The sequence below is a fragment of the Arthrobacter sp. NicSoilC5 genome (assembly GCF_019977395.1).
Taxonomy (GTDB): Bacteria; Actinomycetota; Actinomycetes; order Actinomycetales; family Micrococcaceae; genus Arthrobacter.
This window is the reverse complement of sequence record NZ_AP024660.1, coordinates 1,899,984-1,926,859: the sequence shown is the minus strand read 5'-3', so window position 1 is coordinate 1,926,859 and position 26,876 is coordinate 1,899,984. Positions and strand designations below refer to the sequence as shown.

Here is a 26,876-nt window from a genome sequence, read left to right as displayed (position 1 = left end):
CTAACTGGCTGCCGCCTCCATGCGGTACCCGTTCGGGTTGTTCTGCTGCCAACGCCAGGCATCGGCGCACATGTTCTCCAGCGTCTCCGCAGCCTTCCACCCCAGGTCGCGGAAGGCCGCCGTCGGATCCGCCAGGCTGACCGGGGCGTCTCCCGGGCGCCGCTCCGCCAGGCTGTAGGGGATGGCAGTCTGCGCAGCCTTTTCAAAGGCGCGGATGATTTCCAGGACGGAGTGGCCGCTGCCGCTGCCCAGGTTCCAGGTGTGGACCCCCTCGCGGGCAGCGAGGTAATTCAGTGCCGCCAGGTGTCCGGCGGCCAGGTCCATTACGTGGATGTAGTCGCGGATCCCGGTGCCGTCGGATGTTGGGTAGTCGCCGCCGAAGACGTTCAGCATGTCCCTGCGGCCCACCGCCACCTGGGTGACGTACGGGAAGAGGTTGTTCGGGGGACCCTGCGGGTCCTCGCCGATCTGGCCGGACGGGTGGGCGCCCACCGGGTTGAAGTAGCGGAGGAGGGCCAGCCGCCACCGGCCGTCAGAGGCCTGCACGTCCGTGAGGATCTCTTCAATCTGCTGCTTGGTCCGGCCGTAGGGGTTGGTGGCCCCCAGCCTGCTGTCCTCCTTGAGCGGCATCTGAGGGTTGCTCCCGTACACCGTGGCGGAGGAGCTGAAGACGAGGGTCCGCACGTCATGGGCGTCCATGGCCTCCAGCAGGTTCAGCGTCCCGGTGACGTTGTTCCGGTAGTAGCGCAGGGGCTGGGACACCGATTCGCCCACGGCCTTCAAACCCGCGAAGTGGATCACCGCCTCAGCCCCGGCGGCGGCGAACACCCCGTCCAGCGCCGCGGGGTCCGTGATGTCGGCCTCGTGGAAGGCCAGGCTGCGTCCGGCGAGTTTCTGGACGCGCAGCAGCGACTCCATCTGGGAATTGCTGAGGTTGTCCACCGCCGTGACGTCGTGCCCGGCCTCCAGCAGCTGGAGGATGGTGTGGGACCCGATGTACCCGGCGCCGCCGGTAACTAGAACCTTAATGTCTCTGCCCTCGCTGATAGACAACCCCGCTCTGCGGGGCCAGGACCACATGGTGGGGTGCCGGTTGCCCGGCGGCATCAACCAGCCCGGACGGGACTTTGATGCGGCGCCGGCTGCGGCCGTCGTTGTTGAAGTTCACTGCCGCCCAGCCGCCGCTGAAGGTCCGCGACCATACGTGCCGGCGGCCCTGGGGCTGCCCCTCGGGGTGCCCAAGGGGCCAGTCCAGTTCCTCGATGTGCTGGGTGCGGCTGTAGTCGTCGTGGCCGGTCGCCGTGTAGGAACCCGCGCCGCCGCCGAAGATCCAGAACGCCGCCAGCCCATACCGGAAGTTGGGGTGGGCGTCATCGCCGTCGGTGGGGACGCGCAGGATCGAAATTCCGGGCCCGTCTGCCTGGGCAAGCTGTGCCTCGGCCGTGCGGGGATCGAACAGGTTCGCCGGCCCGTAGCCCAGCCACACCTCCTCGAAGCCGCCGCCGTACGCCGCGTGGGAATCCCAGCGGCCCGGCAGGCGCCGGGATTCGGCAATGTTAGGCACCAGGACCTTGCCCACGCCGTTCAATGCAGCCCCCGCAGCGTGGACCAGTTTGTCCAGGCCGTCCCGGAAGTCGGCCATGGATGCCGCGTCCTGCACCGGGGGCCGGATGCCGTAGTAGTCGTCAAAGACGTCGTTGTCCGCCATCACGCCGTCAAAGGGAGAGCCTGCCAGCTCGCTGGTGACGTTCTGCACCCAGCGGGCACGGTACTCCGGGTCCCACACCTTCATCTGCCAGTGTCCGCCGTACCCGTTCCACTCGATGCGCGCGCCGTCCAGCCGCGTGGCGAACCATGTGCCGCCGTCGTCCTCTGCCTCCCGGTACGTCACCCCGGAACTGAAGATGGGCCCCGGTTCATAGGCACGGGTGGAGGACAGGCACTTGTAGCAGAGCACCGTCATGTCCGGGCGGCGGCGCTTGAGCTCGGCTGCCGCGTCCAGCTCCCACGGCTGGAGGATGGCCGCGCGGTAGTGCTCCGCGGCGAAATCGATCTGCGCCGGAGAAATGGGATCGCCGTAGCGGATCCACGCACCCACTCCCGTCACAGCGGCACCACGGTAAGGGCTTCGGTGGGCAGCTCTTCCGCAGCCGCCATGTCCAGCGCTGTTACGTCCGCCGCAGCCGGCTCCACCACCGGCAGGTCTCCGAGGGCGCGGTAAATCTGGTTGTAGGACGACATCACCTCGTGCATCTGGAAGAACTCCTGCACGCGGGTCCGGGCGTTGGCTGCATACTCGCCGTAGGAGTCCAGGTTGCCGATGACGGCCTGGACCGCGTCCGCCATCTGCACCACGTTGCCCGGGGTCACCGTTTCGCCGCAGGCGCCGATGGTCTTCCCGTCCGTGGTCAGCAGGTCATCGGCGATGAGCTGGGCCACGCCGCCAACGTCGGAGCCCACCGTGGGAATGCCGGCGGCCATGGCCTCCAGGATGACGATGGGCTGGCCCTCGTTATAGCTGGGGAGCACCAGCAGGTCGAACTGGTCAAGCATTTCCCTGACGTTGACGGTGCCGTGGATGGTGACCTTGTCCTGCAGGCCCAGGGCCTCGATCTTGGCCAGGCACGCTTCGTAGTATTCGGGCACGTGCTCGGTGGGGCCCAGGACGTCCAGGTGCAGGTTGGGATAGCCGCGCTGCGTGAGGACCTCCATGCTCGAAAGCAGGTCAAGCAGCCCCTTGATGGGCACCACGCGGGCGATGTAGACCAGGCGCCAGACGTGCTCCGCGGAGTCCTGCCGGAGGTTTTCCAGGACCTGCCGGCGCGCCCGGTACTTCCCGTCGAACTCCTCGATGACCATGCCGTTGGGCACCACGACGGACTTGTCGATGTCCGTTCCCAGGCGGGCTGCCTCTGTGATGGCGCTGGGGTAGAGGTAGGTAATCAGGCGGGCGCTGGGGTAGCAGAAGCGTCCCATTTCCGTCCACCAGGCCATCCAGGCGCGCTGTTCCGCCGTGACGTCGAAGAGCCGGTAGTCATCGGCCGTGATGGACAGGGCCATGTTGCGGTCCAGCAGGGTGTTCACGGTGTCCCGGACATACAGGTTGTGTTCGGTCAGCAGGAAGGCGGTGTCGTGGTCCCGCGCGGCCGCTGCCCCCAGCAGGGATGCGTAGCCGGTGGTGTGGGCGTGGTAGACCTTGGCGCGGGGCATGGTCTCGCCGGTGATGGCATAGGCCAGGGAGAAGAAGTTCCGCAGCACCCAGAAGGATTCGGCCAGCGGCAGGTTCAGCTGCGGCATCCGGTCCTGCAGCGCCTGCATGAATTCCCGGGATCCGAGCAGGGCCCACAGGGGGTACTGCCGGGTCCGCTTGTTGAGGCCCTCGTCAATCAGGTCCCACAGCGGCTCCACTTCGCCGTGTTCTGACAGGGCGTAGATGGCGTCAAAAAGCCGGTGAGAGAGTTCTTCGCGCTGTTTGGAGTCCATGCCCAGGTCCTTGACGGTCACCGACATGTAGTCGTGCCGGTGTTCCTCCATGCTGAGGAAGACCGTCCGGACCCAGCGGACGTTCCCGGGCATGCCGTAGAGGTCCGTCAGCGGCGCGCTGGAGTCCCAGGTGATGTGGATGATGCCGTAGCTGAGGTCCGGGTTGTGCGTGACGATGTCGTGCACCACTGCCGAGACGCCGCCCTTGAGGTAGGGGTAGGTGGACTCCATCACGATGGCCACGTCTACGTCCTGGTACTCGACATCCCGGGGCGCCGGGGCGGCTGCCGGTCCCGCCGAAAGCACTGACGGGGCCGGATTGCTGTTCCAGCGGGTCTTTAGGTTCTTAAGGGTCGAGTACATGGTTGTTTCCTCACCTGGTGTTCTGAAGGCTCAAGAGTTTCGGACTGACTGAGGGACGTGCGGTGGCGGGAGCCACGTCACCACGTGGTGGCGTGCCGCCAAAAGAGGGTGTATTCGGGCTGGCTCCAGTGCCGCTTGTAGAGCGACCAGCCGACGGCGATAAGGACGAAGTCAGCGGCCCCCAGGATCAGGTAGCTGGCGGAATGCAGCGAGGTGCCGATCAGGTGGGCTCCGCCGGCGAAGGCTGCGATGCACACGGCCAGGTGCACGGCGCCGAGGATCTGGGGCGTGATTTTCTCCCCGATGAAGTCCAGCTCGTAGTTCAGGAGCGTGAGCATCATGAAGGACCACGAGGCCAGGGCGGCGGCAACCGTCAGTAACGTGTTGGCCGGGTCCAGGCCGGACACTGCCAGCGACACCGAGAGGGTCAGCAGCCCGGCGATGGCTCCGGTGAGGACCACCGAGCGGTCCAGGACACGGACCAGCCGGCTGGAGCTGCCCTTCAGGACGCTGACCGGGGCGGTGGCGATGTCCTTGTGCAGCCTGCCGAGGGCCCGGTCCACGCCAGGTGCCAAGTGCACGAAGTAGAAGTTGTAGGCGATGACTGCCGGGAGCATGGCAGCGAAAACAGCCACAACCTGGAATGCCCCGCCTGTCACCAGGAACAGCGCATACTTGTCAGCCCAGAGGACCGCACCCATAAGCAGGCCGCGGACCAGGTCAGCACCGAACACCCGTGCGCCCAGGTGCTTGGTGATGCCCAGGTGGCGCAGGCCCGAGCGCATGGCAACGAGCTGCGTGACGGTTCCGACCACAGGCGGCAGCCACCAGGCGGCGGGAGCGAGGAACAGTGCGGCCGCGTAGCCGGACCAGGCGGCAGCCCACAGGCCACGGCGGTTGGCCACGTTGGCCAGCACCAGTGATTGCACGAACAGCAGGTGCAGGACGCACAGGACCACGTAGTGCATCATGGCGTCCCAGGACCAGCCGGTGGCCAGCCACAGGGGAACCGCGAACACCGCAACGAGAGGCAGGGACTGGACGAACATCAGCGGCCAGTACTGGCAGAACCGGCGGGTGATCTCCCCGAGGTTGCGCTCGGCCATGAGGTCACCGAGCACGCGGTAAATGGGGAGGCACGCAGCCTGGGCCAGCCACGGCACGGTGACCGACGATGCCAGGACCACGTAGGTCAGCGGCACCCCTGCAACATTGATGCCGGCCATGGCAGGACTCACCAGCGGGTAGACGGCGTTCAGCAGGAGCACCGGGGACAGGTACAGGAGCAGGGCCGCGCCCAGGCGTTCCTGCGAACCGCCTGCGGCCTGCTGGTCTGCCTTGGAGATCCGGGGCGTGACGATGAGCGCTACCGCCAGCAGCAGGGGAAGCACTGCCGCCGCCAGGACCAGGACGGGTGAGCCGCCGGTAAGGAACCTGCTGCCGAACGGCACCATGGCGGACAAGGCCAGGCCGACAACAACGAACACGAACATTTGGCGGGCATAGGTGTCTTGCAGCAGATGTTTCAGTGACGTCATGTCTTCCTTCGGGCGGCAGGCGGGAGCTGCGAAACCTGTTGCCCCGGGAACACGCGCGGCCGGTCAGCCGCGCCCAGGGCAGCGGGTGACGCCAGCGTCGTGAAGCGTAAGGGGTGTGGATGGTGGCCAGGAGCTGGGGGGCCGACGGCGACTGGGGGGATGCGCCCTGGTCTCAGGAGGGCACACACCGCCGCCGGCCCCGGTCAAACCCGGGTGGACCCCTGCGGGGAAACCCGGAAGCTTTTGGGTGCGCGGAACGCGTTCCGCTCCAGGGAGGAGCGGCCCGGACACGACAATAAAGGCCCTAAATCAAGAACGGACCATTGAATCGATTAATAAACATCCAATGATTTGAGTAAAGGTCCTGAAGGCTTCCTGAAGAGGTGAGGCGGCGCGTTAAGGAGGTGCCGCAGTTCCCGCCAGAGGCCGCCTCCGGGCTTCTTGACGTTCCCCGTTCCGCCCGTCCCGCGGGAGTCCAGGAACGGCCTCAATGCGGGGACCGCCATCGTGTTCCTGGTGCTCCGACGCTATCGCCGCAGGTCATTGGCCTGCGCCGGCCGGTGCAAAGCTGTCCCGGATAGCTTCGCAAAACTACTAATCATGCTTACCATTGTGGGGCGCGGGCTGCCCGCTGGGGGCAGAGCACCCGCGCGGCACCGGAGGTCTCTAAGCATGGACAACGAAATGCGTCCCCTTACCGATGATGAACTGATGTCCGAACAGGCCACCGCCCTGCCGGACAAGGAAGTAGCATCCGTCCTGGACCTGAACGCGGACCTGGACCTGGGCATCAACGCCGCGGCCCCGATTGACCTGGCCGTCGCCGCCAACGCGAACGTGGCCGCGCCCATCGACGCCGCCGCGTCAGCCAACATCCTGTCGTTTGGCTCGGACGCGCAGGCTTTGTCCAGCCAGGACGCTGCCATTGACCAGGGGATCACAGCCGACGCCAACGCTGACTCCACCCAGGACAGCGTGATCGGCCAGGGCGACGGCACCGCGGACGCGGGCACAACCGACGCCGGGACCACGGACGGCGGGGCAGGCGCCGGGACGGATCCCACCAGCACCGGTGGCCTGACCGACGCCGCCGGTGCACTGAACGGGAACCTGCTCAACGTGGACGTCAACCTCGATGCCGACGCCGCCATTGCAGCCCCCATCAACGGTGCCGTCGCGGCGAACGCCAACGTTGCAGCCCCGATCGACGCGGCCGTGGCCGCCAACATCGGCTCCATCGACAGCCAGGCGTACGCCATCTCGGACCAGAGCGCCACCATCTCGCAGCACATCGACGGCGCCGCCAACGCCGCGGCCGGCCAGCAGTCCGACCTGCAGCAGTAAGCCCAGATGACCCAGACCCAAGGCGGCCCGCCTTCCCAGGCGGGCCCGCCGTCGTCGACCGCTGCCCTTTCCCAGGACCCGCCGGACCGGACCATCACGACGGCGGGTGCCCACCTTCCTGCCCTGGCCGACGGCGTGCAGTTGCTTGGCCCAGCGGAAGGCTCCGGCTACCGGGAGCCGCCGGCTCTGGTGCGCCGCGCCGACGGCCAGACCCTGCAGCTGACCCGGCTGCTGTACCTGGTGCTGGAGGGTGCCGACGGCACCCGTGACTTTGACGCTATCGCCAAGCACGCCAGCGAGGGCTCGGGGCGCCTGGTCAGCGCAGACAACGTCCGCACGTTGATGGACTCCCAGCTGCTGCCAATGGGTCTGCTCCGGCTCGCCGACGGCAGCCAGCCCGAGGTCAAGAAGGCGAACCCGCTGCTGGGCCTGCGGTTCCGCTACGTCGTTTCCGACCCTGAGCGCACGCGCCGGATCACGGCGCCATTCGCCGTGCTCTTCAACCCGCTGATCGTGGTGGCCGTGACGGCCGCGTTCCTTGCCGCGTGCTGGTGGGTGCTCATGGTGAAGGGACTGGGTTCGGCCACTCACGAGGCCTTCGAGCAGCCGGCCCTCCTGCTGCTGATCCTCGCGGTCACCATCCTCTCCGCCGGGTTCCACGAATTCGGCCACGCCGCAGCCACCCGCAAGGGCGGGGCGACGCCCGGAGCCATGGGAGCGGGGCTGTACCTGCTGTGGCCCGCGTTCTTTACGGACGTCACGGATTCGTACCGGCTGGGCCGCGGCGGCAGGATCCGCACCGACCTGGGCGGACTGTACTTCAATGCCATCGTGGCGGTGGCCATTATGGGCCTGTGGTGGGCCACCGGCTTCGACGCGCTCCTGCTGGTGGTGGTCACGCAGATCCTGCAGATGGTCCGGCAACTGATCCCGCTGGTGAAATACGACGGCTACCACATCCTGGCCGACGCCACCGGAGTGCCTGACCTGTTCCAGCGGATCAAGCCGACCCTTCTGGGGATCCTTCCGTGGCGGTGGGGAAACCCGGAAAGCAAGGTGTTGAAACCGTGGGCGCGGGCCGTGGTCACCGTTTGGGTCCTGGTCACGGTGCCGGTGCTGCTGTTCAGCATGGTGATGATGGTGTTGTCCCTGCCGAGGCTGCTGGGCACCGGTTGGGCCAGCGTGGGCAAACAGCAGGAGGCGCTCTCGGCGTCGCTCGCCAGCGGGGACTTCCTGGGCGTGGCCGTGCGGGCACTGGCCATGATCGTGGTGGCCGTCCCGGTGCTGGGCGTGCTGTATATCGTGGCGCGGCTGCTGCGGCAGCTGGTTACCGGGCTTTGGCAGAAAACCCGCGGCAAGGCCCTGCAGCGCACCGCTGCGATGACCGCCGTGGCAGTCCTTCTGGGCTGCCTCGCCTGGGCATGGTGGCCTGACGGCGGGACGTACCGCCCGGTACAGGCCTATGAACGCGGGACGCTGGGGGATGCCACGCGGGCAATCCTTCCCGCGCGCGACGGCGGGGCATTGCGGCAGGGCGCTGCCGGACGAACCGTTGTGCTGTGGCCCGCCGGGGCTGCGAAACCGACCCGGGACAACCCGCAGCTGAGCATGGTGCTGGTCCCGGCGGGTTCTTCCGCCGCTCCATCTTCCGGCGGCGGTTCCGATGCAGGTCCCGCTGCTGCGGCGCCCTCCTGGGTGTTCCCGTTCGACCGGCCGGCTGCCCCCGAGAGTGACGGGAACCAGGCGCTCGCCGTCAACACCACCGACGGCTCCGTCCAGTACAGCGTGGCGTTCGCCCTCGTGTGGGCCGAGGATGGCCAGCCCGTCACCACCACCAACGAGGCCTACGCCTTCGCCAATTGTTCGGGCTGCGCGGCGGTGGCCGTAGGGTTCCAGGTGGTGCTGGTGGTGGGACAGACGGACGTGATCGTGCCGCAGAACCTTTCGGCGGCGGCCAACTACAACTGCCTGGACTGCCTCACCTACGCCCTGGCCAGCCAGCTGGTCCTGACACTTGACGGGCCGCTGGACGGGGACAGCAAACAGCAGCTCGAAGCGCTCTGGGCCAAAATCGCCGAATACGGGCGGAACATCCGCGACGTACCGCTCTCCGATATCCAGGCCACGCTCAACGGGTATAAGGAACAGATCACGGCCATCGTCAAGGGTGCTTCGGTTGCCGGGGGTACTTCCGGGGCATCGTCTCCAGCCACCTCCGTCCCCAGCGGCGGACCCGGCCTTGGTCCTACCTCATCATCGTCCCCTGGTAACCAGTCCGCTCCGGCGGGGGTACCGGCAGAAACCTTCGCTCCTGACCCAGCTCCGACTGGGGTGGCCACGCCGCCGACGGGGCAATATACGGAAGGCCCGCAGCCGACGTCGTCCGTTGGCTATGCGACGCCGGCACCCGGCGCGGACTACGGGACGGGCGAGACCCCGGCGCCGGCGCCCACTTCGGGCGCCGGGTAAAAGTGGGGGGCCGGCAGCTTTATTCGAATCGACGCTGATCCGTTGCCTCCGCCGCCGGCCCCTGGTCCGTGGTGAACGTGGAATGGGTTGCCTGGCGGCGCCACTGGTGGTGCCGCCAGGCGTCTGAGACCATCGGCAGTAGCCGACGCGGGGTGCGGTTGACTGGGCCCCAGTACCCAGTTGCAGCAACGCTGCATTCCGTCCCCTTGGGCATCACTTTGCCCGGACCGCCTCAAGGGTGGGCTTGGATTTGCTCAAGAATGCATCAAGGTCGCCTCACTTTTCCCACGGCCGCCAACGCGGAAGGAGCCCTGTAGGTATGGCGGCAACCTGGATTGAAGTATTGATTACTGGTCACATCTGCGGGGCGGGCACCTACCGTTCTTTCATGCTGAAAATCGTGAAGCAGATCCTGCGATCCAAGCCAAAGTGCAGGTATTGCGGGATGGCCCTGCCCCCATCTCCATCGGCGGCATTTTGCTCCCGCCACTGCTATGACAGCTTCCAGTACTGGGGCGGCGGTTCCTCCCACGGATAAATGGCATCCTCCTGCGGCCCGGACCGTCAGAAACCTGAAGTTCCCCAGGTGCCCAGTCCAGGTACGGCCGCGTTGCCCGCCACGTCAGTGAGGTTCGACGACGGCGTATAGGAGGGCTGCCCCGCGGTCACATTCTGCAGGGTGCTGCCGTTGGCAGAGTTCCCGAGTTTGATGGTGAACGTCTTCGCAGTGGGGTTCCACGTAAGAGTGGACGCCCCACCGGATCCGTTACCGTTGGGCCCAAAGGTGGCTGTTGCCGAAACGTAGTTGCCGCCCAGTGAGATGTTGCCGATGTTGAGCCCCGTGCAGTCGGTCGTTGAGAAGCTGAGGGTGTCGTTCAGGTTGTTGTCAGACAGCGTTGCGATGCCGTTGAAGGTGGTGGCACCGCTGGTGCTGGTGCAGAATTTGGCCGGATCCAGGGCCTCGGAGTATGTGATGGTCAGGGTGTCGCCCTTGTCCGCGGAATTCTGCTTCGGCCCGCCGTTGGTGAGGACAACGCCTGTGACGGACGGCGCGGCGGTGTCCTTGGTGACAGTGGCGCTGACAGAAGCGGTGTTGCCCGCGGCGTCACTCGTAGTGGCTGTGACCGTCACCGTGACGATTGGATTGCTTGTTGAGGTGTCCCGGAGGTTGGTGAGGTCTAGTGCGGGCGTGGTCCAGGCGGAGCCCGAGGCGGTTGCCGGGACGCTGGTGGCCGAGTCGGTGACCGCAAGGTTCACGGTGGAACCGGAGTCGGTGGTGCCGCTGACCGGGTAGTTTTTCACGTTGCCCGAAAAGATCGTCGGCAGGGGATTGAGCTTTAGGGACAGCACGGTGTCCTTTGTGTCCGATGCAGTGACAGCGCTACTGGTGTTGCCGGCAGGGTCGGCGACGTTGATGGTGTAGGTGATTGCTCCTTGGCCCAGGGTTCCGAGGTTCAGGTTCAGCGACCAGGCACCCGTGCCGGAAGCAGTGGCGGTGCCCGTGACAGGGGTGGTGCCGACGGTGTCGGCGGCGCTTACGGTCACCGTAGACCCGGCTTCTGCGCTGCCGGTGACGGGGACGGATAAGACGTTGCCGGTGTAGACGTAGGTGGGCACGCCCACGCCGGAAGCCGGGGACGGGGCAAGGGTGTCCTTCGCGCTCGTGGCCGTGGTGGCGGTCCCTGTGTTGCCTGCGGCATCCGTGGCGGTTGCCGAGTAGGTAACGGTGCCCTGGTCCAGGCCGGTCAGGTCAACTTTGACGGACCAGGAGCCCAGCGTAGCGGTGGCCGTCGCCGGCACTGAATGCCCGGCGCCATCTCTGGCTACGAGGTTGACCGTGGCCCCTGCTTCGGCGGTCCCGCTGACCGCCACCCCGGAAACCGTCGCCTGGCTTACGTAGGCGGGAACGGTGCTGAAGGCAGGAGCAGCCGGCGCCTGGGTATCGATCTTGACCGTCTGGCTCTGCGCGGACCCGGCGTTGCCCACCTTGTCCGTCGCGAAGTAGGACACTGTGTGCGTACCGTCTCCCGTGACCGGAATGGTGGCGATGGCCGCGCTGACCGTCTGCTGCGCGCCGCCGTCGACCGCGTAGGTAATGGAGGCGACACCGGAACCGGACGTCCCGTCGTCGGCCGTGATGGTTACGGCGACCGGGCTGGTGTTGTTCCAGCCGGCCGCATTCGGGGTGGGCGAAACCGTGGCTGATGCTGTGGGCGCGGTGGCATCGCTGCTGACGCCGTTGCTGCGCGGGCTCTCGGCCCCGGTCCAGAGCGCGATGGCCGGGGTGACGGTGTAGTACCAGGTGCCGCCCGGGACATTCTGCTCGGTGCAGGTAAGCGTGGTGACGGTTCCCGCGCAGCCGCCCGTGGCCGGGATGGCGGTCCCGCCGGTGGCCACTGAGTAGCGGGCAACGGTGTAGCCGGTGGCGGGATGGCCGTTGACGGTGGTCCCGTTGGCCCAGGCGACCGTCAGGGACGTGTTGCTGGCAGTGACCGAGGGCTTGGAACCGGGTGAGAGCGCGTCGGCTGCGGCGGTGGCGTTGTTGCTGCTGGTGGTGGAGGCCCAGAATGCGTAGGCCGCGGTGCCCGTGCCGAGCAGGAGCAGGACCGCGGTGATGATCCAGGCCAGCCTGCGGGATGGGAGGCGGCCGGTGAAGAGGGACGCGTTGCGGATGGCGAGGCTCATTTCCGGACCTCCGCCGTGACGGGGAGGCTGAACGTGGCGCCCTGGCAGGCTGCGAGCGAGGTGGTATCCATGGCGGCCGCTCCGGGAAGGGTGATGAGTGCTGACGAATTAGCGGGAACGTATGTGGCGGGAGACAGCGGCGCGGCGGTCCCGGTAAAGCTGACGCCGGTGGTGGTGCAGCTGGGGTGCGACGGGTCGGCCACCGCGGGGCCGTTGCCTGTCACGCTGTACACCTGCACCGAGTACGGGTTGGGGTTGGTCAGGCGGAGGACGACGTCGGCGCTGCCACCAGGATAGAGAACCGTCTTCGGGTTGTCGCTGGCGACGAGGGCGTCCACTGAGACGGCCTGCATGGTGGCGGCGGCCGCGGACCCTGACCCGGATCCCGCGGCAGTCCAGTAGGCGTAGGCGGTTCCGGCGCCGGCGGTAGCCAGGAGCCCGGCGAGGGCAGCTGCTTTGAGGCCCCGGCCTCTGCTGGGGTTGGTCATCTCAGTTCCCCTGTCCTGATCCTGAGTAGCTGAGCTGGAGGGTGGCGCCTTTGCAGCCGTCCTGGTTGGTGGACGTATCCAGCATTCCCACCCGCGGCCAGGCGGTCTGGGCGACGTTGAGCCCCTGGAGCGAACCGCCCGTGGCCGGCACGGCCAGCGGGTAGGGGCCGCTGTACTGGGTGACGGTGAAGTCGGCCGGCGTGCAGGGCAGGTTGCCCGTTACGGCGGCCGCGCTCCGGGTGACGCCCGCGACGGCGACCGAGAGGTTGGTCAGCGACAGCGGCTTGTTGATGGGGTTGCTGATCTGCAGGTTCAGTCCGGCCGACGTGCCCGGGGACAGGGTTCCGGGGACGTTCCCGGAGATGCCGAACTGCTTGATGGTGGAGTCCAGCACCAGCTGGACATTCGCGTAGGCGTACTGCGCCTTCCCGGAGGAGTCCTTGCCGGTGCCCACCAGGTACAGGCTGGAGGTTCCGGTGGGGGAGGCGCTGGTGGTGGCCACCTGGAGAGTGGTGGATGTCCCGGTGGCCGGGTTGGGCGAGAACGACGCCGTTGCTCCCGCCGGAAGTCCGCCCAGGACGCTGAAGGTGATGGGGCCGGTGAAGTTGTTGCGGCTGAGCTGCAGCGTGTAGACGGCGGTGGCGCCCGGCGGCATGCTGACCGAGTCCGGGGTGGCTGTCATCGAGAACGAGCTGGAGATCTTGTAGTTCACCGTGAGGCTGGCCGTCACGCTGCCGGAGATCTTGCCGCTTGCCGCGGTGATGGTGATGGAGCTGGTCCCCGCCGGCGTGGTCGCGGCGGTGGTGGCGTTCAGGGTGGCCGTTGCGTTGCTGCCGGAGTTGAGGGTGATGGACGACGGCGTGAAGGCGCCCGTTGCCGCGGCCGGAAGTCCCGCGGCGGCCAGGCTGACGGCGCCGCTGAAGCCTCCCGTGGAGGTGACCGTGACCGTGTAGGAGGCTGACTGGCCCTGCTGGACGGACTGGCTTGCGGGGGAGACCTGCACCGTAATGCCGGGCTTTGGATTGTTTGCCGCCGCAATCAGCGATCCGGCCCCCGCCAGCAGCAGCACCAGCGCCACCAGCGCTGCCTTGATTCCGATCCGCCTGCGACGCCGCGCATGCCCGTCCTGCTCGTGCACCCTGTGCCCCTCTTTCTTCGGTGCAGATAACGGCAAGCCGGGGGCGGATTCGCACCGCCCCCGGCCCGCTGTTTGCCTAGTGGCTGGTGACCGCTACGGTGATCTTGGCGCCCTTGCAGAGATCCTGGTTTCCGGCAGTGTCAGCGAAGACCAGCTTGCCCGCACCGAGCGTCTCAGTGGCTCCGGCGGCGATAGTCGTGGTGTTGGTCGGCACCGAGGCAGTGATCCAGCTGGCGTCGCACCCGTTGTCAGCGCTGACCACGGCCTTGTCCAAGGTCACCGTGGTGCTTGAGGAATTCGGGTTGGTTGCGGTGTAGGTGATGTCCTCGGTGGCACCAGGCGTCAAACCGTCCGCAAAGGCTGCAGTGATCTTGATAGTGGACGTCGTGGTGCCGGACGAAGCGACAGCTGAACCGCCACCCGAACCGGTGGTGCTCCAGTAGGCGTATGCGGCGCCGCCGCCGGCTGCCAGCAGCGTCGCGGACAGGGCAACAGCGGCGATCTTGTTTTTCTTGGTCATTTTGCGCATGGAGAGACTCCTTGAATGTGTGGTTGAGAACCCGTTCCCCCATTGGTGGCTCCATCCAGGTGCCTTCCGGTGGATCGATGACCCAATATTTGCCGGAGCGAAAAGGAGCAACAACACGTACCGGTACTTGAGTTTCTGAAACCTCAAGAAGCCGGGTACTCGGTAAGCGCTGCCACTACCTGCGTTCCCCGCGCTGCAATTCCGTGGAAGTTTCTTCCCACACCGTGCAGACTCAAGGCGGAAAGGGGCAATCCAAGTAGTAGTCCCCGCTGACTTCGGGTACTGCTATGAAGCGCTCACATTGAGGAAATCTTGCGCACCTGGAACATCAATTTCGGGAATAAGTACTGACCTGGGCGCTGAATTTTCTACCGCGTATCCACGTCCTCGAACACCAGGAACGTCTGCGTATCGAGCACGCCGGGCATGGTCTGAAGCTGGTCGAAGATGACCCGGCGGAGGTCGATGTTGTCCACGGCCCGGACCAGCAGGATGACGTCGAAGTCGCCGCCCACCAGCGCGATGTGGTGCACTTCCGGGATGGCGCCCAGCTGGTCGCGGAGCTCACGCCAGGAATCCTGCTTCAGCTTCAGCGTCACGTAGGCCGAGGACTTCAGCCCTGCCTTGATGGGATCCACCAGCGCCGTAAACCGGGTCAGCACCCCGTCGCCGGTCAGCCGGGCAATTCGCGAGTACGCATGCGCCCGCGAGATGTGAACGTTTTCCGCCACTTGAGTGACGGACATCCGGCCGTCCCGGGTGAGCTCGGCAATGATGCGGCGGTCAATATCGTCCAGCGGAACCTCGGCAGCAGCATCCTTGCCCGGCATTTTGTCCACGACTCCCGTCGGTAATCCACGTCACAGTTACAAATCGTCTCCCATAATAGGCAGTTCTGAGCAGCTTCTCCACGATTCGCGCAGGTGCTGGATACGAAACCTGCGTCAGGACGATACTGGGAGGGAATAGTGGCTACCGAAGGACGGACCAATGACGATCTCCGCAGACCACACCGCGCCGGACACCACCAGCACCGCAACGCCAGGCAATGCGCTGACGGAAGCTGTGAAGAAGTTCGGCATCACGGTGGAGGACTACATGCTCCCCGCCCGGCACCAGATCCAGATGGTGGACCCGGACGGCCGGCTCAAGGCCGGCAGTGAGCAGGGCACCCAGCCCGGCCACGAATACCCCGTGCCCGGCGACAAGGAACTGCTCGCCGCGTACGAACAACTCGTCGTCGGCCGCCGCGTCAATGACCAGAATTCCGCCCTGGTCCGGCAGGGCCGCATGGCCGTCTACCCCTCCAGCCACGGCCAGGAAGCCTGCCAGGTGGCCGCCGCCCTGTGCCTGTCCGACGGCGACTGGATGTTCCCCACCTACCGCGACGCCGTGGCCGTGATGACCCGCGGCGTGGACCCCGTCCAGGTGATGACCATCTTCCGCGGCGACTGGCACGGCGGGTACGACCCCCTCAAGTACAAGGTGGGCATCCAGTGCACCCCGCTGACCACCCAGCTGCTGCACGCCGTCGGCGTTGCCCACGCCGCCAAGCTGCGCGGTGAGGACACCGTGGTGCTGGCCATGTGCGGCGACGGCGCCACCAGCGAAGGCGACTTCCACGAAGCCCTGAACTTCGCCGCCGTCTTCCACCTGCCGGTCATCTTCTTCGTCCAGAACAACAAGTACGCCATCTCGGTGCCGCTGGCACACCAGTCCGTGGCGCCGTCGCTCGCGCACAAAGCCGTGGGCTACGGCATGGCCGGCGAACGCGTGGACGGCAACGACGTCGTGGCACTCCTCGCCGTCCTGGACCGCGCCGTGAAACTGGCCCGGGAAGGCTCCGGCCCCCTGCTGGTGGAGGCCAACACGTACCGCATGCAGGCCCACACCAACGCCGACGACGACACCCGCTACCGGGAAAGCGCCGAGGTTGCGGAGTGGCGGGCCAAAGACCCCGTGAACAGGATGCGCACCTACCTGACGGACCGAGGGCTGCTGGACGACGACGGCGAGGCACGGATCGCTGCGCACGCTGAGGCGGTTGCCGCGCAGCTGCGCGATGGCCTCGGCGAGGACGTGCCTGTGGACCCGCAGGAGCTCTTCCGCCACGTGTTCGCGGTGCAGACCCCGCAGCTGAAGGAACAGTCTGCCATGCTCGCCGACGAGCTGGCCCGCGACGCAGCAGCCACTGACTTGAAGGAGGCCGGCAAGTGAGCCCCACCATCACCACCTCATCCGAGGCCAACGGCAACGTTTCCGCCGCTACCGCCCGGGCCGCAGCCTCCGCAGCGGCATCCGCCGAGGCCGTCGGCCCGCAGCCGGTCACCATGGCCAAGGCCCTCAACACCGCGCTCGCCGACGCCATGTCCGCGGACTCCTCCGTCCTGGTGTTCGGTGAGGACGTAGGGCTCCTGGGCGGCGTCTTCCGCATCACCGACGGCCTCACCGCCACGTTCGGCGAACAGCGCTGCTTCGACACCCCGCTGGCCGAGTCCGGCATTGTGGGCATGGCCGTGGGTATGGCCATCAACGGCATGCGGCCCGTCATCGAGATGCAGTTCGATGCGTTCGCATACCCGGCGTTCGAACAGATCGTCAGCCACGTGGCCAAGATGCACAACCGTACCCGCGGCATGGTCAAGCTGCCCATGGTGATCCGGATTCCGTACGGCGGCGGCATCGGGGGAGTGGAGCACCACTGCGACTCCTCCGAGTCCTACTACGCCCACACCGCCGGGCTGAAGGTCTACACCCCGGCCACCGTCGCGGACGGCTACCGCATGCTCCGCGAAGCCATCGACTCCGACGATCCGGTGGTCTTCATGGAGCCCAAGAAGATGTACTGGACCAAGGATTCGGTGGACCTGGGCGAGCTGCGGCGCCTTCATGAGGAAGGTACGACGGCGGGACGCAGCTCGGAGGGAAGGGCCGCCGTCGCGCGTCCCGGCACCGACGCGACGCTGATTGCGTACGGTCCCTCCGTGCCCACTGCTTTGGCTGCCGCCGAGGCGGCGGCGCTGGAGGGCCGCTCGCTGGAAGTGATCGACGTGCGGACCATCGTCCCGTTCGACGATGAGACTGTGGGCGAGTCCGTCCGCAAGACCGGCCGCGCCGTGGTGATCGCAGAGGCGCATGGCTTCGCGTCCGTCTCCTCCGAGATCGTGGCCCGGGTGCAGGAGCGCTGCTTCCACTACCTGGCCGCACCGATCCGCCGCGTGACCGGGTTCGACGTCCCGTACCCGGCGCCCAAACTCGAGAAGTACTACCTGCCCGGCGTGGACCGCATCCTCGACGCCGTTGACGACCTTCAGTGGGAGAACTGACCATGAGCGAACCACGCGTATTTTTGCTGCCGGACCTGGGTGAGGGCCTCACCGAGGCTGAACTGGTGGCCTGGCATGTCTCTGTGGGTGACGAGATCGCCGTCGATCAGCCCATCGCCGAGGTGGAGACCGCCAAGTCCGCAGTGGAGGTGCCGTCTCCGTATGCCGGGATTGTTGCCGAGCTGCACGGGAAGCCGGGGGAGACCCTGGACGTAGGGAAGCCGCTGATCTCGGTGACGCCTCTGCCGGAACTGGTGCCTTCGGGAGGGGCCGCGGATGATGCCGCCCCCGCCCCTTCGCCGGGCAGCATTCGTCCTGCGGACGATGCTGCCGGCTCCGACAGCGGCACCGGACTTCCCAATGCTCGCAAGCTCGCATCGGGTCCCTCGTCCGGTTCCTTCGATGCCACTCCCGGGGCGGCATCATCCGCGTCGGCTGAGGCGGAAACGTACCGGGAGGAAGAAAAAGCTGGATCTGGAAATGTTTTGATCGGGTATGGAACTCCCGGTGGGCATGGCGTTGCCCGGCGTACCCGTGCGCCGAAGTCTTCCGTGGCCGTGGCTGACCGTTCCGACTCCGCTGCTCCCGAGTTGTCCAAAGAGGACGAGCTTGCCCTCCTGCGTACCCGGGTGCCCGGAAAGCTTGGCGCCGTGATCTCTCCGCTGGTCCGTCGGATGGCTCGGGAGCATGGCGTGGACCTGGGGGATATTTCGGGTTCCGGTGACAGCGGGCTGATCATGCGCCGTGACGTGGAGGCCGCCCTGCGGACAGCCGCGCCGGCAGCTGCGCCCGCGGCAGCACCGGAAGTCGAGCCGGTTGAAGCAGCTGTGGAAGCACCGGTGCGTCCTGCTGAGTCCGCCGAAGCCCAGGGCCGCGACGCGCGGACGGGTCTTGCCGTCGCGGCCCGCACGCCTGTCCGCGGCGTGCGTAAGGCCGTTGCCGCGAACATGGCCCGCAGCCGGTCCGAGATTCCGGAAGCAACGGTGTGGGTTGATGTGGACGCCACGGCCCTGATGGAGCTGCGCGAGGGGCTGAAAGCCAGCGGTGTGGAGGTCCCGGGTTTGTTGGCTTTCATCGCACGGTTCGTCACGGCGGGGCTGAAGAAGTATCCGGAACTGAACACCCGGATTGAGACTGCTGACGATGGGTCGCAGGAGATCGTGGCCTTCGACGGGATCAACCTGGGTTTCGCGGCGCAGACCGACCGCGGCCTGGTGGTGCCTTCCGTGCGCGGGGCGGAGAAGCTCAGCGCCAGGGAGCTGGATGCGGAGATCCGCCGGCTCACCCAGGTGGCGCGCGACGGCAAGGCGACCCCGGCTGAGCTGGGCAGCGGAACGTTCACGCTGAACAATTACGGCGTGTTCGGCGTCGACGGCTCAGCGGCGATCATCAACCACCCTGAGGTTGGGATCCTCGGCGTGGGCCGGATCATCGACAAGCCGTGGGTGGTCAACGGGGAGCTGGCCGTCCGCAAGGTCACCGAGCTGACCCTGACCTTCGACCACCGGGTCTGCGATGGCGGCACGGCCGGCGGCTTCCTCCGCTTCGTGGCCGACGCCATCGAAAACCCCACGTCCCTCCTGGCGGATATCTAGCCCGCCAACCACTCGCATAGTGGGCGTACGACGGCGGCCGCATACCGCCGTCGTACGCTTCACCTCTGCCGGTGCCAGTCTGCGCGTGCAGGGACCTCCCAGCTCCATCAACCTAGGATGGTCCCCATGAAGGCTGCCCGAGACGCCAACTCCGTTGCCGTGGTGATCAATACCGGCGCGCGCCGGGCGGCGCTACCCGACCTGGCGGTGGAGAAGCTGCAAAAGGCCGGGTTGCCCATTTCCTCTGTGCATCACGTCCGGCAGGGCAGCGAACTGCCGGGGACACTCAAGCGGGTGGTGGCGGGCGGCCACGACATGGTGGTCGTGGGAGGTGGGGACGGCACGGTGTCCTTCGCCGCCGGCCAGCTGGCGGGGACGGGAACAGTGCTCGGGATTCTTCCGCTGGGAACAGCAAACGACCTTGCCCGCACCCTGGAAATTCCGGGCGGCCTGGACGCCGCGTGCACTGCGCTCGCAGACGGGAAGGTAGTGGACATTGACCTGGGGCGGGCGAACGGCTGGCCTTTCCTCAACGTTGCGTCGGTGGGACTTTCGGTTGGAGTTACGGAAAGCCTCAGTCCCCGCCTGAAGCGGTACCTGGGACCAATGGCCTACGGGGTTGCCGCCGTACGCGCCTATTCCCGGCACAAGCCCTTCCGCGCCCGGCTCGAATTCCCGGATGGCGACCATGGAACGCTCGAGCTGCCGGATGTGCTGCAGGTGGCCGTCGGCAACGGCAGGCATTACGGGGGCGGCAACGCGGTTTCGCCGACGGCAGGCATAGACGACCACATCCTGGACGTGTACGCCATTCCCGGGGCGCCGCTCCGGGAACATGTGCGGATCGCTCGACTGCTCAAAGATGGCAGCTTTGTGGAGCGCGACGGCGTGTACCACCTGACGACCCGGCACGTCCGCTTGGTGACGCAGCCATCCCTGCCGGTTAACCTCGACGGCGAAATCGCCACGGCTACTCCCGCCGACTTCACCATCGAGCGCAATGCCGTGCATGTGGTGGTGCCGCGGGCAAGCAACGCTGCGGTGCTCGACGGATAGCGCCTGAACAGTAACCGCTTAGACGGCGAAGCGGAGGGCAAGCACCAAGCCGATCAGCGCAACCACTCCAGCCAGCAGCATCGCGGCCCTGGGGTTCCCGAAGTTCAATGTCCATCCAATGCCGAACCGGCGCGGCACCAGCAGCACCGGATCCTCCCGGTTGACGTAGATCAGGCCGCCGCGCCAGTACCTGTCATCGTCGCGGTGCGTCAGGCCCGTGTCCTCCCCATTTTCGCTGCGGTCCCTGTTGTTCCTGGCCAGGACCGCTACGGTTGCCGCCACGGAAGCCAGGACCGGGATCACGATCACCAACGGCGCCCACCGGGTCACCGTTCCGGTCCACATCAGCAGCGAGGATCCCATCAGTCCCAGGTCAATCATGGCTACCAGCCCCAGCACGGCCTTGGCGCCAAGCGACATGTAGTGCCGGGCCCAGCGCGAGGATCCCATCGGGCGGGCCGGGTCAAGGTCGGGCCTGCTGCGGACGACGGCCGCCGCAATGCCCGCCAGGAATGCTGTGAGGCCCAGCTGCAGGAAGACCAGGGAAAAGGCCGCCCCCACCGACTTCGCTTCCACCCTGTTGGGGACACCGTTGGCGCCAAAGTGCACGGCGAGGGTCTGGGGCATGGACGGGTACATCAGGATGCCAATTACGGCGGTGGAGGCCGTGATGACCGCGGCCGGTGCCAACCAGAGCCAGGGGAACCGCGGGGGATTGGTCCTTAGTTCCGTGTCCACGGCGATGCCCTGGTGCAGACCTTCGAACCAGCCGCCGGCAAGCTTCGCTGCCCGGATCTCCTGGTGGGCCAGAAAGAAGCAGCCGTACCAGGTGGCCACCAGCACCAGTACCGACAACGGCAGCAGCAGGGGTTGCCCGGTCACCGCCACGCTGACCACGCCGGCTGCCGCAATGATGCCCCCGCAGATCAGGACGCGCCGCCGGTACAAGTGCGCCTGCCCGGTGATGACCGGATCGGCGGCATACCGGGACGGGATCCGGACTCCGAAGGGGATGGTGTTGCTGGTGACGGACGGCAGCAGCAATGCCAGCAGGAGAACCAGCCCCAGCAGTACAAAGCCCAGAACGGCGGAAACAATCATCGCGTGTCCTCCTGATCCGCGGCACCAAATGAATCGAGCAGGGTCCGGCAGGCCTGGAGCACGTCGTCGGCGGGCATTCCGCGGGCCACGGCCTCCGCCAGGAGCGTCCTGGCCCTCGCGGTCCAGTCGGACGGAAGGAGCTGGCCGGTGGCCGCCGCGGTCACTACCGCCCCGGTACCGCGGCTGAGACGGATCAGCCCCTCTTGGCGAAGGAGATCGTAGGCCTTGTTGACTGTGTGGAAGTTGATGCCGAAATCGGCGGCGAGCGTCCGGGTGGGCGGCAGCGGGCTGCCTTCGGTCAGTGCGCCGTGTGCGATTGCTTCCACGATCTGGTCCCGGATCTGCTGGTAGATCGGCACATCAGCAGCCAGATCGACGTTGAGGATCAACGACCCTTCACCTTCCTACCTTTGTTCTATTAGTTATAGAACAAAGGAGCCGCAATCGCCAGACCTCCTTCCCGCGCCCGGCCCAGGCCGCCGCCGTCGTGCTTTATTTTCTTGATTAGGGTCTTTACGCACTGGCAGCAGCTCATTAAAGTGGACAGCGTCATAGTCCGGATGGGCGCCGGGGGCGTCCGGGAAGGGGGATTGCGCATCACCGCTGACCGATACCAGAAGACAAATGACCACTACGTTGAAGGCCCCTCCTAGGAGGGGCCTTCCCTTTGTTGTGCAACGGCCACACCAAGTCACTGGGGGATGTGGTCAAACCTCTGGTAGATCCGCCAGGTGTGGCCGGACGCGGCGTCGGTGACCGTGTCAGTCTGTGCGAAGCCGAACTCCTCCGGCTGCAGCTGTTGGCCGATCGGGGTGCTCCGGTCAAGGACGACGAGCTGGAAGTAGTTGTCCTCCAGCGCGTGCTGGTAGGCCTCGAGCCCCTGGAAGACCCTGTCGCCTTCATCGGGGTCGTCGTAAAAGAACGAACCGTCGTACGTCGCCGTCCACTGCCAGGGTCCGGTCTTGTCCTTCAGCGAATACATCAACGGCTCAGGGACTTCAGCGAGCGTGCGGATCCAGGGCATGGAGTCCACGGCGAACTCGACCGTGTTGTGCAGGGGAGTGGTGGCAGGCCACACGTGGAACAGCTTCTCGGACTGCATCAGTCCCGTCACCAGCACGGCGTAGCACGCCGCCGCAACGAGCAGAACGGTGACCTTCCGCCCGGTGCGTACCAGGGCCGATAGCACTGCCCCGGCCAGCGGCGCACCGAAAATGATGCCGAGGGTGAGGTGCTTGTGCAGGGACACGGCCTCGCCCATCCAGATCTGGTAGCCGGTGGCCGCGATGGTACCGGCAAGCATCAGCACCGCGAGGACCGGTTGGCGGCGCATCAGGTAGATGGCGCCGGCGATCATGAGGGCGAAGGTGAGACCGGCCCATACCCCCACCTGGCTGACCAGCGTGAGGACAGAAGTCTGGTGCACCATGGCGGCCCGGTCCGTGGTGGTCTTCTGGAGGCCCGCCAGCAGCGCCGACCCCCAGGTCAGCGCCGAGCCCACCAGCAGGACCAGCGCGGTGAGCCCGGCCACCGCGCCGCGGGCCACCGCCCTCGCCCGGGTGGAGCGGACCGCCCACCCCACGACCAGGGTCAGCAGCATGACGAACGGGACGTCGATGGCCGAGGAGTATTTCAGCAGCACGGCCAGGGAGCAGAGGACCCCGATGGGCACGCCCCACACAATGGAGCGGTTGCGCTTGCTGGACCAGATGCTGAGCGCGGCTGCCCAGGCGATGAGGGCGAAGCTGGGGGCGTCGAAGGTGGCGAAGTTGGACAGGAAGATGACCGGCGCAGAGAGGGCGAAGACGAAAGCGGCGAAGATGCCCGCGGTGCGTGGCCGGGCGTGGTGGTCGAACAGTACGTTTGTGCCCCAGTAGACCGCCGCCGTAGCGCTGAGCATGCAGACCGTGGAGAACAAACGGGCCAAGGCCAGGCCGCCGAGCCGGTCCAGCAGTGCACCCAGCACCGGGTAGAGCATGGGTGCACCGGAGAAGAATGACTCCGGATGCGTGTACACCACCACGTGCGGATCCGCCCAGGACTTCAGGATCCAGTCGCCGGTGTACAAATACAGCGCTTCGTCCTGGAAAGCGGTGTTGCTGAGCCGGAGCGCCGAGACCGCCTGCACCAAAAGGATCAGGGCGATGGGAATGCGCCGGATGTACTTGTCCGCGCTGGGCCGTTTGGCGGCCGGAAGGAACGACTCCAGCGCCGCCCGCCACGTGGGACGGGCGGCGACGCCCGTGCTCATGCGCTCTCCGCCATTGCCACAACGGCTGGTTCGGCTGCGGCGGAGCGTCCCCGGCCCATCGCCAGGATCCCCACCGGAACGAACACGTAGGACGAGAGCGCGAAGAGGACAATGGCGGCCCAGAACTGCTCGATCCCGTATTGGTTGACCCCCAGGCACAAACCCACCAGAGTCAGAGCCTGGGTGGCCAGGATGTATGGACCCATGAAGGACCTTACCCGCCGGGCGACGGGGATCTGCGCCGATGCGCTGCCGGTGGGCACCCATTCCGACACCAGGCCCCGGAACATATCGGCGATGCAGAAGAGGTGGGCGAAACCATAAATGGTTTGGACGCGCAGCACGTCCAGCCGCCAGCGGCCCAGGGAAACCACCGGCAGCACGATCAGCCACTGCACAATCGCGCCCAGCAGGGGCAGGGAGTTGAGCGGCGTGATGTTCGCCGGGAAAAAGAACGCCATGACGATCAACGGAATGGGTGCGAGAAGCGCAAGCATCGCCGTACTCATGTAATACAGGAAACCTGACCAAAAGCTCATCCGCTGGGGCAGCGTCAGCGACGGGGTGTCGTGGAATGAATCCGCCGCCACGAGCGACATCGATCCCTCACACCAGCGGTACTGCTGGGAAATAAACGAATCGATATCTGTAGGGCACTGGCCCCGGGAGAGCAGCACCGGCACATACTTGAGCTGGTACCCCTGCTCCTTCATGTGGAGGCCGGTGTAGACGTCCTCGCTGTGGCCGATCTGCGGGAAACCTCCGATGGCCTCCAGCGCCTGGCGGCGGTAAACGGCTGATGTGCCCACGCAGATCGCCCCGCCCACCGCATCCCGCGAGGGCTGGATGAAGCGGTAGAACATCTCCTGGGTGGCTCCGGCACACCGCTCCAGCCAGGACATCGACTTGTGGGTGTAGAAGTGTTGCGGGCTCTGCACGATCCCCACCGTCGGATCGTCCAGGTACGGCACGAGCTCCAGCAGGAAGTCCGGCCGGGGCACGAAGTCCGCATCGAAGATCACCACGTGATCGCCGGACGTGCGCTCGAAGGCGTGCTGAAGGTTCCCGGCCTTCTTGAAGGCGTTGCCCGGCCGGGCCACGTAGCCAAAACCGCTCCCAACGGCGAGTTCACGCACTTCCTCGCGCCCGGCGTCGTCCAGTACATGGACCCGGAGCACACCCGGCCACTGCAGGTTCCGGACGTGGTGCGCGGTGTTGGCCAGCACCTCCAGATCTTCCCCGCAGGTGGGAATGAAGACGTCGACACTGGGCACCTGGGTGGGTTCCCACAATTCGACGGTGGCCGCGTGGTCAGCCATTGAAATGCGCCGGCGGTAGGTGGAGGTCCGGAGGCTGAGGCACTGTTCGGTGACCAGCAGGACGAGTGGCAGAAGGAACACCAGGGTCCAGTAGGACTGGGTGGCCAGGCCGACGAAGCTGACCGCAAAACCGGCCATGGCCAGCGCAGACAGCCAGAACACCCAGCGGTGCTGCGGCGTGCGCAGATAGGAGTATTTCTCCCCGTCCCGGGGCGGCATGAGCCATGCCAAGCCGGTCCGGCTGGGGACGATGGTGGGGCTGTCTGCCGCATTTCCGAGGGCTGGTGGGCCGCCGGGCCGCAGCCGTTGCACGTCAAAAAACATGGTTGCTCCCGATGAGTCGCAGTCTTCGCTTCCAGGCAGGTGTGCTGCGATGGCGACTTGTAGTTCCAGTGTTGCTACCTTGGCGGTGAAGTCAGCCTAGGTTGCGGTCTGCAGGCCTCGATACAAGAGGTGGTACCTGTCTTTTCGGCCGCGAGGCGCCAAAGAACTACTTGGACTACTGGCAAAAGCGGACGCGGGAGCGGACCTTCAGATGCGCGGCCGTCACTCGCCCAACGCGCTCAACCGGCCATGGAGGAACCGGCGCTCAGCGTCGTTGTCCGTGAGGATCAGCGCCTCCTCGAACGCCACCCGTGCCTCTTCCGGGCGGCCAAGCCGGACCAGGAAATCCCCGCGTGCGGCAGCCAGATACGGGTAGCGGGCCAGCTGCGGGTCGCCTCCCAGGACATCAAGTTCCGCCAGGCCTTCCGCGTAACCCGCCGCGAAACCCAGGGCGATGGCGCGGTTGAGCCGGACCACCGGGGATGGCCACCTGTCCATGAGCAGGTCGTAGAGACCCAGGATTTCCTGCCAGTCGGTGTCCAGCCAGGACGGGCTCTCGTCATGCACGGCCGCGATCGCCGCCATGAGGGCGAAACGCCCCGGAGGCCGTCCGGCAAGTGATTCCCGCAGGAGCGCCACGCCTTCCGCGGTGGCCTGCCGGTCCCACTTAGAGCGGTCCTGGTTCTCCAGGAGAACCACCTCATGCTGGTCATCGACCCGGGCGTCCCTGCGGGCCCCGGTGAGCAGGACCAGGGCCAGGAGTCCGGCCACGTCGCGGTCCCCGGGAAGCAGGACGCGCAGCATCCTGGCCAGTTCCAGCCCGCGGTCGGCGAGGTCCCGGCGCATCAGGTCAGCGCCCGACGGGGCGGTGTGCCCGGTGGTGTACACCAGGTACACCACCGACAGCACGCCATCCAACCGCCCGGGCAGCTCGGCTGCCGGCGGCACCCGGTACGGGATATTGGCCGCCGCGATCTTCTTCTTTGCACGGGTGATGCGGGCCGCCATCGTCGCGTCGGGGACGAGGAACGCCCGTGCCACCTCGGCCGTGGACAGCCCGCACAGCAGCCGCAGCGTCAGTGCCACCCGGGCGTCGAGTGCCAGGGCAGGATGGCAGCAGGTGAAGATGAGCCGGAGCCGGTCGTCGGGGACCGCTTCGGGCGCCATGTCCGGCAGCCCGCCGTCGTCATCCTCCCGCCCAAGCAGCTTGGGCAGCGCCCGTTGAGCCGTTGCCGCACGCCGGTGCATGTCCAGGGCCCGCCGTCGTGCCGCCACCGTGAGCCACGCCCCCGGGTTCCGGGGAATGCCGCTCGTTCCCCAGGTGGCCAAGGCGCTGGCGTACGCCTCCTGGACGGCTTCCTCGGCGTCATCGATGCTGCCGGCAACACGGACCGTGGCCGCCAGGACGAAGGCCCATTCACGGCGGTGCGCGTCAGCGACCGCCGCGGCAACCTCCGGGCTGGCGGCCTCCGGCATCAGTTCGCCACCCGTACGGGCCACACCTCAACTCCGACGCCGGCCGGAACTTCCTTGGCGATCTCAAGCGCCTCATCGAGGTCAGCTGCCTCGATGAGGTAATAGCCGCCCAGGGTTTCCTTCGACTCGGCGAACGGGCCGTCCGTGACCAGGAACCCGCCGGCCCCGTCGCGGCGGACTGACGTCGCCGTGGAGGAGGGATGCAGGGCTGCGCCGCCGAGCAGGGACGCGCCGCGCCGTTGCTGGAACTCCTGATAGCTGGCGCTGATGGATTCCCCTTCGGCCTGCCGGGCCACGGCCTCGTCCTGGTAGATCAGGATCAAATACTTGGACATGTCATGCTCCTTTGCCGTTTGTGCAGAGCCCCTTCACCGGGCTCCTACCCATACGA

At 66.7% G+C, this 26,876-nt stretch carries 21 protein-coding genes; 6 read left to right on the top strand and 15 right to left on the bottom strand.

Annotated elements, in window-relative coordinates:
• The 4 genes from galE to LDO22_RS08990 all read right to left on the bottom strand — a co-directional run bounded on the left by galE (position 1) and on the right by LDO22_RS08990 (position 5,384).
• On the bottom strand, positions 1-1,029 hold the full coding sequence (galE, locus tag LDO22_RS09005) for a UDP-glucose 4-epimerase GalE (protein ID WP_224027204.1): 1,029 nt from the start codon (positions 1,027-1,029) through the stop codon (positions 1-3).
• Positions 1,025-2,107: a putative glycoside hydrolase gene (locus LDO22_RS09000; protein ID WP_224026819.1), complete on the bottom strand. Its 1,083-nt coding sequence runs from the start codon at positions 2,105-2,107 to the stop codon at positions 1,025-1,027. The genes galE and LDO22_RS09000 overlap by 5 nt, the downstream gene beginning before the upstream one ends.
• Complete coding sequence (gene pelF, locus LDO22_RS08995; RefSeq protein ID WP_224026818.1) at positions 2,104-3,846, bottom strand: GT4 family glycosyltransferase PelF; 1,743 nt, start codon at positions 3,844-3,846, stop codon at positions 2,104-2,106. The genes LDO22_RS09000 and pelF overlap by 4 nt, the downstream gene beginning before the upstream one ends.
• A gap of 77 nt (positions 3,847-3,923) precedes the next feature.
• Positions 3,924-5,384: a hypothetical protein gene (locus LDO22_RS08990; protein ID WP_224026817.1), complete on the bottom strand. Its 1,461-nt coding sequence runs from the start codon at positions 5,382-5,384 to the stop codon at positions 3,924-3,926.
• A 672-nt stretch (positions 5,385-6,056) separates the two neighbouring features.
• Between LDO22_RS08990 and LDO22_RS08985 the strand changes: the two genes are divergently transcribed.
• Both LDO22_RS08985 and LDO22_RS08980 read left to right on the top strand, forming a co-directional pair.
• A complete protein-coding gene (locus tag LDO22_RS08985) occupies positions 6,057-6,728 on the top strand; it encodes a peptidoglycan-binding protein (protein ID WP_224026816.1) in 672 nt (223 codons plus the stop codon).
• Between the two features lie 6 nt (positions 6,729-6,734).
• A complete protein-coding gene (locus LDO22_RS08980; RefSeq protein WP_224026815.1) occupies positions 6,735-9,197 on the top strand; it encodes a hypothetical protein in 2,463 nt (820 codons plus the stop codon).
• Positions 9,198-9,761: 564 nt separating this feature from the next.
• Here the strand turns inward: LDO22_RS08980 and LDO22_RS08975 are convergent.
• The 5 genes from LDO22_RS08975 to LDO22_RS08955 all read right to left on the bottom strand — a co-directional run bounded on the left by LDO22_RS08975 (position 9,762) and on the right by LDO22_RS08955 (position 14,867).
• Positions 9,762-11,882, bottom strand: a complete 2,121-nt coding sequence (locus LDO22_RS08975) for a hypothetical protein (RefSeq protein ID WP_224026814.1) — start codon at positions 11,880-11,882, stop codon at positions 9,762-9,764.
• Positions 11,879-12,370: a hypothetical protein gene (locus tag LDO22_RS08970; protein ID WP_224026813.1), complete on the bottom strand. Its 492-nt coding sequence runs from the start codon at positions 12,368-12,370 to the stop codon at positions 11,879-11,881. Before LDO22_RS08970 ends, LDO22_RS08975 begins: the two co-directional genes overlap by 4 nt.
• Before the next feature lies 1 nt (position 12,371).
• Entirely contained in the window at positions 12,372-13,508 is a 1,137-nt protein-coding gene (locus tag LDO22_RS08965) for a hypothetical protein (protein WP_224026812.1), read from the bottom strand.
• Between the two features lie 76 nt (positions 13,509-13,584).
• Entirely contained in the window at positions 13,585-14,037 is a 453-nt protein-coding gene (locus LDO22_RS08960; RefSeq protein ID WP_224026811.1) for a hypothetical protein, read from the bottom strand.
• Positions 14,038-14,405: 368 nt separating this feature from the next.
• On the bottom strand, positions 14,406-14,867 hold the full coding sequence (locus tag LDO22_RS08955) for an Lrp/AsnC family transcriptional regulator (protein ID WP_224027203.1): 462 nt from the start codon (positions 14,865-14,867) through the stop codon (positions 14,406-14,408).
• 160 nt (positions 14,868-15,027) lie between these two features.
• Here LDO22_RS08955 and pdhA point away from each other — a divergent pair, with 160 nt between their 5' ends.
• The 4 genes from pdhA (at position 15,028) to LDO22_RS08935 (ending at position 20,014) form a co-directional block, all read left to right on the top strand.
• Entirely contained in the window at positions 15,028-16,254 is a 1,227-nt protein-coding gene (gene pdhA, locus LDO22_RS08950; RefSeq protein ID WP_224026810.1) for a pyruvate dehydrogenase (acetyl-transferring) E1 component subunit alpha, read from the top strand.
• Positions 16,251-17,363, top strand: coding sequence for an alpha-ketoacid dehydrogenase subunit beta (locus LDO22_RS08945; protein ID WP_224026809.1), 1,113 nt, complete (start codon positions 16,251-16,253; stop codon positions 17,361-17,363). The genes pdhA and LDO22_RS08945 overlap by 4 nt, the downstream gene beginning before the upstream one ends.
• 2 nt (positions 17,364-17,365) lie before the next feature.
• Positions 17,366-18,958 carry a dihydrolipoamide acetyltransferase family protein gene (locus LDO22_RS08940; RefSeq protein WP_224026808.1) on the top strand — a complete coding sequence of 531 codons (1,593 nt, stop codon included), beginning with the start codon at positions 17,366-17,368 and terminating at the stop codon, positions 18,956-18,958.
• A 126-nt stretch (positions 18,959-19,084) separates the two neighbouring features.
• On the top strand, positions 19,085-20,014 hold the full coding sequence (locus LDO22_RS08935) for a lipid kinase (RefSeq protein WP_224026807.1): 930 nt from the start codon (positions 19,085-19,087) through the stop codon (positions 20,012-20,014).
• A gap of 18 nt (positions 20,015-20,032) precedes the next feature.
• Here LDO22_RS08935 and LDO22_RS08930 read toward each other — a convergent pair whose 3' ends face one another.
• The 6 genes from LDO22_RS08930 to LDO22_RS08905 form a co-directional block, all read right to left on the bottom strand.
• The gene (locus LDO22_RS08930) at positions 20,033-21,115 is read right to left on the bottom strand and encodes a DUF5808 domain-containing protein (protein WP_224026806.1); all 1,083 of its coding nucleotides are present in this window, start codon (positions 21,113-21,115) and stop codon (positions 20,033-20,035) included.
• On the bottom strand, positions 21,112-21,504 hold the full coding sequence (locus LDO22_RS08925) for a GntR family transcriptional regulator (RefSeq protein ID WP_224026805.1): 393 nt from the start codon (positions 21,502-21,504) through the stop codon (positions 21,112-21,114). Before LDO22_RS08925 ends, LDO22_RS08930 begins: the two co-directional genes overlap by 4 nt.
• A gap of 302 nt (positions 21,505-21,806) precedes the next feature.
• Positions 21,807-23,366 (bottom strand): hypothetical protein, encoded by a 1,560-nt coding sequence (locus LDO22_RS08920; protein ID WP_224026804.1) that lies wholly within the window; start codon positions 23,364-23,366, stop codon positions 21,807-21,809.
• On the bottom strand, positions 23,363-25,009 hold the full coding sequence (locus LDO22_RS08915) for a cellulose synthase catalytic subunit (protein ID WP_224026803.1): 1,647 nt from the start codon (positions 25,007-25,009) through the stop codon (positions 23,363-23,365). The genes LDO22_RS08920 and LDO22_RS08915 overlap by 4 nt, the downstream gene beginning before the upstream one ends.
• A 222-nt stretch (positions 25,010-25,231) precedes the next feature.
• A complete protein-coding gene (locus LDO22_RS08910; RefSeq protein ID WP_224026802.1) occupies positions 25,232-26,509 on the bottom strand; it encodes a DUF6596 domain-containing protein in 1,278 nt (425 codons plus the stop codon).
• Positions 26,485-26,820 (bottom strand): YciI family protein, encoded by a 336-nt coding sequence (locus LDO22_RS08905; protein ID WP_224026801.1) that lies wholly within the window; start codon positions 26,818-26,820, stop codon positions 26,485-26,487. Before LDO22_RS08905 ends, LDO22_RS08910 begins: the two co-directional genes overlap by 25 nt.
• Positions 26,821-26,876: the final 56 nt, after the last annotated feature.

Coding starts and splice junctions, on each gene's coding strand:
- pdhA (WP_224026810.1), top strand. CDS start 15,028: ATGACGATCTCCGCAGACCACACCGCGCCGGACACCACCAGCACCGCA.
- LDO22_RS08930 (WP_224026806.1), bottom strand. CDS start 21,115: ATGATTGTTTCCGCCGTTCTGGGCTTTGTACTGCTGGGGCTGGTTCTC.
- pelF (WP_224026818.1), bottom strand. CDS start 3,846: ATGTACTCGACCCTTAAGAACCTAAAGACCCGCTGGAACAGCAATCCG.
- LDO22_RS08915 (WP_224026803.1), bottom strand. CDS start 25,009: ATGTTTTTTGACGTGCAACGGCTGCGGCCCGGCGGCCCACCAGCCCTC.
- LDO22_RS08960 (WP_224026811.1), bottom strand. CDS start 14,037: ATGCGCAAAATGACCAAGAAAAACAAGATCGCCGCTGTTGCCCTGTCC.
- LDO22_RS08940 (WP_224026808.1), top strand. CDS start 17,366: ATGAGCGAACCACGCGTATTTTTGCTGCCGGACCTGGGTGAGGGCCTC.
- LDO22_RS08905 (WP_224026801.1), bottom strand. CDS start 26,820: ATGTCCAAGTATTTGATCCTGATCTACCAGGACGAGGCCGTGGCCCGG.
- LDO22_RS08980 (WP_224026815.1), top strand. CDS start 6,735: ATGACCCAGACCCAAGGCGGCCCGCCTTCCCAGGCGGGCCCGCCGTCG.
- LDO22_RS08920 (WP_224026804.1), bottom strand. CDS start 23,366: ATGAGCACGGGCGTCGCCGCCCGTCCCACGTGGCGGGCGGCGCTGGAG.
- LDO22_RS08970 (WP_224026813.1), bottom strand. CDS start 12,370: ATGACCAACCCCAGCAGAGGCCGGGGCCTCAAAGCAGCTGCCCTCGCC.
- LDO22_RS08985 (WP_224026816.1), top strand. CDS start 6,057: ATGGACAACGAAATGCGTCCCCTTACCGATGATGAACTGATGTCCGAA.
- LDO22_RS08990 (WP_224026817.1), bottom strand. CDS start 5,384: ATGACGTCACTGAAACATCTGCTGCAAGACACCTATGCCCGCCAAATG.
- LDO22_RS08935 (WP_224026807.1), top strand. CDS start 19,085: ATGAAGGCTGCCCGAGACGCCAACTCCGTTGCCGTGGTGATCAATACC.
- LDO22_RS08975 (WP_224026814.1), bottom strand. CDS start 11,882: ATGAGCCTCGCCATCCGCAACGCGTCCCTCTTCACCGGCCGCCTCCCA.
- LDO22_RS08955 (WP_224027203.1), bottom strand. CDS start 14,867: ATGCCGGGCAAGGATGCTGCTGCCGAGGTTCCGCTGGACGATATTGAC.